Raw genomic sequence first — 6,642 nt, 5'->3', positions numbered from 1 at the left:
GCACCATGTCCACCGTGCGCCCCGACCGCCACAGCACCCGGTGCACCTGACGCGCCGCCTCCAGGTAGTCCACGCCCCGCGCCGGCAGCGACGGGCTGCCCAGCGCCCACCAGCACTCGGGGTCCCAGGTGAGCGCCGCGTCGGCGACCACGTCGGCGTCGCGCGCCTCCGCCACGCGGGGCAGCACGCTCCCCAGTTCGCACACCTCGCGGAAGATCCGCGAATCCGGCCCGGCGTGCGGCACCATCCCCGAGTGCCACTGCTCGGCGCCGCCCCGGGACGCCCGCCACTGGAAGAACATCGCGCCCCGCGACCCGCGCGCCACGTGCGCCAGGCTGTGCCGCGCCGTCTCCCCGGGGGCCTTCGGCCGGGTGACCTCGCCCGTGTAGGTCACACCCGCCGCCTGTTCCATCAACAGCCACGGCCGACCCGGGCCGGGCACGCGCTCCGCCCACGAGCGGGCCAGATCGGCGGCGAAGGCGGTCTGCTCCGCCCCGCCCTGCCCCGTCCGGTCCGGGTAGTCGTCCACGGCCACCAGGTCCAGGTGCTCGGCCCACCGCCACGGGTCCACCGGCACCCAGTCGCCGAAGGCCAGGTTGGTCGTGACCGGCACGTCCGGCCGGACGGCGCGCAGCACGTCGCGCTGGGACAGGAAGTGGTCGAGCATCGCGTCCGACAGGAACCGCCGGAAGTCCAGCACGTGCGCCGGGTTGGGCAGGTACTGGGTCGCCCGCGGCGGCTGGATCTGCTCCCACTCCGAGTAGTGCTGGCTCCAGAACGCCGTGGTCCACGCCGCGTTGAGCCGGTCCAGGTCCACGTGGCGACCCCGCAGCCAGTCGCGGAAGGCCCCGGCGGTGTGCTCGGAGTGCGACCACGTCCCGTACTCGTTGTGCACGTGCCACAGGCGCAGCGCCGGGTGCCCGGAGTAGCGCTCCGCCAGCGCGCGGGCGATGCGCACCGAGGCCTCCCGGTAGGCGGGGGAGCACACGTCGTAGGTGTCGCGGCTGCCGTGGGTGAGCCGGGTCCCGTCCGCGGTCACCGGCATCGCGTCGGGGTGGGCGAGCCCGAACCACGGCGGGGGAGAGGCGGTCGGGGTGGCCAGCGCGACCCCGATCCCGGCGTCGGCGAGCCGGTCCAGCACCCGGTCCAGCCACTCGAACCGGTACTCGCCCTCCTTCGGCTCCAGGAGCGCCCAGGAGAAGACGCCGACCGTCACGAGGTTGACCCCGGCGCGGCGCATCAGCTCCACGTCCTCCGCCTGGACCTCCTCCGGCCACTGCTCGGGGTTGTAGTCGCCGCCGAACCACAGCGGAGAGGACATGGGGAACTCCTTCTGGTTTGGTGTGTGCGCCAACAAAGTAGGGCGAAAACCCTTCCGGGCGACACCCCCCACACGAGGAGAGCGCATGTCCGCAGCACGACGGGTCCGCACCCGCCATCCGGTCGGGAACTGGGAGGACGCGCTGGTCACCGGCAACGGGCGCCAGGGGGCGCTCGTGCACTCGACGGCGGAGCGCGTCCGCCTCACGCTGGGCCACGAGCGGCTGTTCCTGCCGGTCACGGAGCCCCTGCCCGCTCCCGCGACCGCCTCCCTGCTGCCCGAACTGAGGGAGCTGCTGCGCCGGGGCCGCTCCCGCGAGGCCGCCGGGCGGATCACGGAGTTCGCGGCGCGGGAGCACCCGGGCTACGCCGACACCCGGTGGATCGACCCGCTGGTGGGGGCCGCCGTGCTCTCGTTCGCCCCGCGCGGACCCCGGCCGGGGCCGGTCACGCGCACGTGCGACCTGGACTCGGGCCTGGTCACGGAGGAGCTGCCGGACGGGACCGTGCACCGGGCCTTCGCCTCCCGGTCCGACGACGCCGTGGTCGTCGAGCTCGCCTCACCCGGTGGCCTGGACGGAACGCTGCGGCTCACCGCCTTGGAGGAGACGCCGCCGGTCCCGATGGCGGTGGCCCCTGAGGCGGCCCCCGGCCTGTTGACCCTGCGGGCGGACTTCCCCGAGCGCCCGCCCGGCGGCCTGTCCGGGTACACGGTGACCTGCGCCGTCAGCGCCGAGGGCGGTCGGGTCGGCGTCGGTGGTGAGGGGTTGGACCTGCGGGGTGTCCGGCGGCTCCGGCTGGTGGCACGCGTGCGGGTGGACGGTTTCGCCGCGTCCGCCGGGATCCCGGAGGACTTCGCCGGGGCGCTCGAACGCCACCGGGCGGTGCACGGCGACCTCATGTCCCGCTTCCGGCTGGAGCTGGAGGGCGGTCCGGCCCACCCCGACGCGCTCGGCGAGGACCTCCTGGCGGCGGGGGCCGCCCCCGACCTGATCGCACGCCTGGTCGACGCCGGGCGGTACGCGATCATCTCCAGCTGCGGCGACCTGCCGCCCACCCTCCAGGGGGTGTGGAGCGGCACCTACGACCCACCGTGGCGGTCGGGGTACACCTTCGACGGCAACCTGCCCTCCGCCCTCGCGGCCCTGCACACCACGGGCACGCCCGAGCTGATGACCGGCCTGTTCGACCTCCTCGACGGCATGGCCGACGACCTGGCGGAGAACGCGCGGCGGCTCTACGGCTGCCGGGGGATCCTGCTGCCCGCGCACGCCTCCACCTCCGGCAGGCACAACCACTTCGGCCCCGAGTGGTGCCTGACCTGCTGGACCGCGGGAGCGGCGTGGACGTCCCGCCTGTACTGGGACCACTACTCCCACACCCGCGACCGCGCGTTCCTGCGCGAGCGCGCCCTGCCCTTCCTCACCGCCGCCGCGGAGTTCCACGAGGACTTCCTCACCGACGAGGGCTTCTCCCCCTCCTACTCGCCGGAGAACACCCCCGGGGACGGCGGCGGCCAGGCCGCCGTCAACGCCACCATGGACGTCGCGGCCGTGCGCGACCTGGTGCGCAACCTGCTGCGGGCGCACCGTGTGCTGGGCGTTCCCGGCTCCCGCCGCTGGGCACGGCTGGGGGCGCGGCTGCCCGGATACCGGGTCGCCCCGGGCGGCGAACTCGCCGAGTGGGCGGGCCCGGCCGGGCCGGTCGGACAGACCGAGCGGCACGCGCACCGGCACGCCTCCCACCTGTACCCGCTCTGGTACGAGACCGACCCCGCCCTGGCCTCGCCCCGGCTGCGTGCGGCGGCGGTCGCCGCCGTGCGCGCCCGCCTGGAGTGGTGGCGCGGGCAGGAGTCCGACGAGATGGCCTTCGGCCTGGTCCAGCTGGGGCTGGCCGCGGCCAACCTGGGCCTGGCCGCCGAGGCGCACGAGACCCTGTCCCTGCTGGCCACCCGCTACTGGCGCCCCACCCTGGTGCCTACGCACAACCGGGGCAGCCTGTTCAACGTGGACATCGGCGGCGGGTTCCCGGCCGTGGCGGCGGCGATGCTGGCCCGGTCCGCCGAGGGGCGCCTGGACCTGTTGCCCGCCCTGCCCCGGGAGTGGGCCTCGGGCCGGGTGGAGGGGCTGCGGGCCCGGGGCGGGGTCGTCGTGGAACTCCTGGAGTGGTCCGGCGATCGGGCCCGCGCGCGGCTGCGGGCCGTCGAGCCCCGCGAGACGGTGGTGGCGCTTCCCGGAGGGGAGCGGCGCAAGGTGGACCTGGTACCGGACCGGACGGTGTCCCTGCAATTCCCGATGGTCGCCGGGGAAGAGTCGAATCGCTTCGAAATTTCCTCCACAACACCCCTTGCCGGGGGTTAGTCGGCTATCCAGACTAATGGGGAATTCGCGTCCGCCCGGGGCCGGATTTCCCGGGACGGGCGTACCCCCCAGATTCCCCCAAGGAGCCCGCACATGCCTCCCGAACAGCACCGGCCCCCCAGACGCGGGCGGGGCTTACCGGCGCTCGCCGTCGCGGCGGCCACCGCACTGGCCGCCTCCACCGTCGTCGCCACCACCGCGGCCGGGGCCGCTCCCGCCGAGCCGACCGCGGCACAGGCCGCCTACGAGTGGGACAACGTCGAGATCGTCGGGGGCGGCTTCGTCCCCGGCATCGTCTTCAGCGAGACCGAACCGGGCCTGGCCTACGCCCGCACCGACATCGGCGGCGCCTACCGCTGGAACCCCGACACCGAACGCTGGATCCCCCTGCTCGACTGGGTCGGCTGGGACGAGTGGGGCTACACGGGCGTCGTCAGCATCGCCACCGACCCCGTGGACCCCGATCGCGTGTACGCGGCCGTGGGCACCTACACCAACGGCTGGGACCCCAACAACGGGGCCATCCTCAGCTCCGACGACCGCGGCGAGACCTGGGACGTCGCCGAGCTGCCCTTCAAGCTCGGCGGCAACATGCCCGGCCGCGGCCTCGGCGAGCGCCTGGCCGTGGACCCCAACGACAACAGCGTCGTCTACTTCGGCGCGAGCGGCGGCAACGGCCTGTGGCGCAGCACCGACCACGGCGCCACCTGGGCCGAGGTCGAGGCCTTCCCCAACCCCGGCGACTACGTCCAGGACCCGGGCGACGAGACCGGCATGATGTCCGACATCACCGGCGTGACCTGGGTGGACTTCGACCCCAGGACCGGGTCCGAGGGCTCGGTCACCCAGGACGTCTACGTCGGCGTCGCCGACCTGGACGACCCGGTCTACCGCAGTCAGGACGGCGGACAGACCTGGGAGCCCGTCCCCGGCGCGCCCACGGGGCACCTGCCCGCGCACTCGGTCGTGGACCACGAGGGCGGCCAGCTCTACATGGCCACCACCAGCACCCCCGGCCCCTACGACGGCGACTCCGGCGACGTGTGGCGCATGGACCTGGCGACGGGGGAGTGGACCGACATCAGCCCCGTCCCCTCCGGCTCCGAGGACAACTACTTCGGCTACGGCGGCCTGACCATCGACCGGCAGGACCCGGACACGCTGATGGTCGCCACCCAGATCTCCTGGTGGCCCGACATCCAGATCTACCGCAGCACCGACCGCGGCCAGACCTGGACCCAGGCGTGGGACTGGGGCGCCTACCCCGAGCGCACCACGCGCTACGAGATGGACATCTCCGGAGCGCCCTGGCTGGACTTCGGCGGTACCGGGACGCCCCCGGAGACCCAGCCCAAACTCGGCTGGATGACGCAGGCGATGGCGATCGACCCGTTCGACTCCGACCGTTTCATGTACGGCACGGGCGCCACGATCTACGGCAGCGACAACCTCACCGACTGGGACGCGGGCACCACCTTCGACATCGGGGTCAGGGCGCACGGCATCGAGGAGACGGCCGTGAACGACCTGATCAGCCCGCCCGAGGGCGCGCCGCTGCACTCGGCCCTGCTCGACATCGGCGGCTTCACCCACCAGGACCTGGAGACCGTCCCCGACCAGATGTACCAGCAGCCCTACTGGGGCCACGGGACCAGCCTGGACTTCGCCGAACTCCAGCCCGCGACCATCGCGCGGGTCGGCGGCAGCGACGCCGAGGCCGCCATCGGCCTGTCCACCGACGGCGGCGAGAGCTGGTGGGCCGGGCAGGAGCCCGGCGGCGTGACCGGCGGCGGCACGGTCGCGGTGAACGCGGACGGCTCGTCCGTCGTGTGGAGCCCCGACGGCACAGGCGTCCACGTCTCCACCACCCTGGGCTCGTCGTGGACCGCCTCCACCGGCGTTCCGGCGGGCGCGAGGGTGGAGGCCGACCGGGTGGACCCGGACGTGTTCTACGCCGTCTCCGGCGGCACCTTCTACACCAGCACCGACGGCGGGGCCACCTTCACGGCGGGCTTCGACGGGCTCCCGGCCGAGGGCAACATCCGCTTCGGCGCGGTGCCCGGCCACACCGGTGACGTGTGGGTCGCCGGAGGCACCGGTGACCACTACGGCATGTGGCGGAGCACGGACGCCGGGGCCTCCTTCGAGCAGGTCGAGGCCGTGGACGAGGGCGACGCGGTCGGCTTCGGCGCGCCCGCGCCGGGCTCGGACTACCCGGCGGTGTACACCAGCTCCAGGATCGACGGCGTGCGCGGGATCTTCCGCTCCGACGACGCGGGCGAGAGCTGGGTGCGGATCAACGACGACCAGCACCAGTGGGCCTGGACGGGGGCGACCATCACCGGCGACCCCAACGTCTACGGCCGGGTCTACGTCGGCACCAACGGCCGGGGGATCGTCTACGGCGACCTGGCGGGCGGGGGCGGCGACCCCGAGCCCACGCCGGAGCCCACGCCGGACCCCGAACCCACCCCGGAGCCGTCCCCGGACCCCGAGCCCGGGGACTGCGCGGTCGAGTACACCGTCACCAACACCTGGAGCGGCGGGTTCCAGGCCGGGGTGACGGTCACCAACGACGGCGACGAGGCACTGGAGGGCTGGGAGGTCGGCTGGGAGTTCACGGCCGGTGAGGAGGTCACGAGCCTCTGGAACGGCGCGTACACCCAGGACGGCGCGTCCGTGCGGGTCACCGACGCCGGGTGGAACGCCCGGATCGCCCCGGGGAGCTCGGTGACGGTCGGCTTCAACGGGACCGTGGACGGCGAGCCCGCGCAGCCGACCGGGCTCACCCTCGACGGGGAGGCCTGCGGCTGACGCCCTGACACGGCGGGGACGGGAGCCGCGGGGCGGTTCCCGGCCCTTCGCCGTGCCCGGACGGGGACCGGCGAACGGGCCGCCGCCGGAGCCGTCACGGAACCCCGGGCACACCCGCGCCCCCGGGGTTCCAGGAGGAGGGGAACCC

The 6,642-nt window shown here is 74.3% G+C and carries 3 protein-coding genes; 2 read left to right on the top strand and 1 reads right to left on the bottom strand.

The window, feature by feature from the left end; genetic code table 11:
- On the bottom strand, window positions 1-1,321 hold a 1,321-nt coding region (locus tag DQW06_RS10935; protein ID WP_157983401.1), incomplete at its 3' end, for a beta-galactosidase.
- A gap of 85 nt (window positions 1,322-1,406) precedes the next feature.
- On the opposite strand from DQW06_RS10935, the gene DQW06_RS10930 reads away from it, so the two are divergent.
- A complete protein-coding gene (locus tag DQW06_RS10930) occupies window positions 1,407-3,680 on the top strand; it encodes a glycoside hydrolase N-terminal domain-containing protein (protein WP_117198388.1) in 2,274 nt (757 codons plus the stop codon).
- A gap of 93 nt (window positions 3,681-3,773) precedes the next feature.
- Window positions 3,774-6,494, top strand: a complete 2,721-nt coding sequence (locus tag DQW06_RS10925) for a cellulose binding domain-containing protein (RefSeq protein WP_117198387.1) — start codon at window positions 3,774-3,776, stop codon at window positions 6,492-6,494.
- The last annotated feature ends 148 nt before the right edge of the window (window positions 6,495-6,642 follow it).

This window comes from Nocardiopsis sp. TNDT3 (genome assembly GCF_003427465.1).
Taxonomy (GTDB): Bacteria; Actinomycetota; Actinomycetes; order Streptosporangiales; family Streptosporangiaceae; genus Nocardiopsis; species Nocardiopsis dassonvillei.
Note: the sequence above shows the minus strand (reverse complement) of the source record. Positions and strands in the feature narration are given on the sequence as shown.